We start from the raw sequence: 931 nt of genomic DNA, 5'->3' as shown, positions 1-931 counted from the left end.
CTTTATTTCACTATTATCTAAAATGTATTCTCGACCATCTTTGCTTCTCAAACTCTTATCCAATATCACACCATCCTTTGTTACATAGCCACAATGTACTGCAGGGTTTCCATACCAGAGAGAATATGGAGGTATATCTTTAGTGACTACACTTCCAGCTCCAATCAGAGCAAAATCCCCAATAGTAACACCGGCTAAAACTGTAGCATTTGCTCCTATTGAAGCCCCGTGTTTAATAATTGTATTTCTCCACCTATCAGGATTTGATTTCCATCCTTCAGAAAAATCTCGAGGTCTAGGAACAATATCATTTGTAAAAGTAGCGTTTGGCCCTATGAATACATTGTCTTCTATTATAATTCCATCCCATAATTGAGAGCCTGGCTTGATAGTAACATTGTTACCTATTTTAACATCATTTTCTATAAAAACATTATAATTTATATTACAATTATCGCCTATTGTAGCACCTTCAAGAATGACACAATATTGCCAAATAGAAGTATTCTTGCCAATATTCTTTGTCTGTACATCAGCTGTTGTGTGTATCACCATTTTTTAATTTTGAAAATATGCTATAATCCCTTATATAATCACACTCGTCATATGACATTGAAGCCAAAACCAACAAAACAGAACCTGATGAAAAATTTATTAACTCACGCCAAATCCCAGGAACTACATAAAGACCATAATTAGGTCTATTTAAACTTACTGTCCTTCTAATTTTCCCATCATCCAGTACAACATCAAAACTACCACTAGCTGCAACTATTAATTGATGTAAATTTCTATGCGCATGTCCTCCTCTTGTCTCACCTCCAGGTACATCATATAAATAATAAACTCGTTTTATATTGAAGGGAATCTCTTTATTACAAGTTACAGGAGTTATATTACCAGACCTGCTTTCTACTTGAGGTAGTTCAAT

The 931-nt window shown here is 34.3% G+C and carries 2 protein-coding genes; both read right to left on the bottom strand.

The features are described from left to right. On the bottom strand, positions 1-555 hold a 555-nt coding region (locus ACFQ2O_RS21865), incomplete at its 3' end, for an acyltransferase (protein ID WP_377533077.1). Beyond that, the coding region (locus ACFQ2O_RS21860; protein ID WP_377533075.1) for a sugar 3,4-ketoisomerase at positions 533-931 on the bottom strand (399 nt) is incomplete at its 5' end. The genes ACFQ2O_RS21865 and ACFQ2O_RS21860, both read right to left, overlap by 23 nt.

The organism is Pontibacter rugosus, assembly GCF_042678745.1.
Classification (GTDB): domain Bacteria; phylum Bacteroidota; class Bacteroidia; order Cytophagales; family Hymenobacteraceae; genus Pontibacter; species Pontibacter rugosus.
The sequence above is the reverse complement of the archived record's forward strand: the minus strand, read 5'-3'. Positions and strand labels throughout refer to the sequence as shown.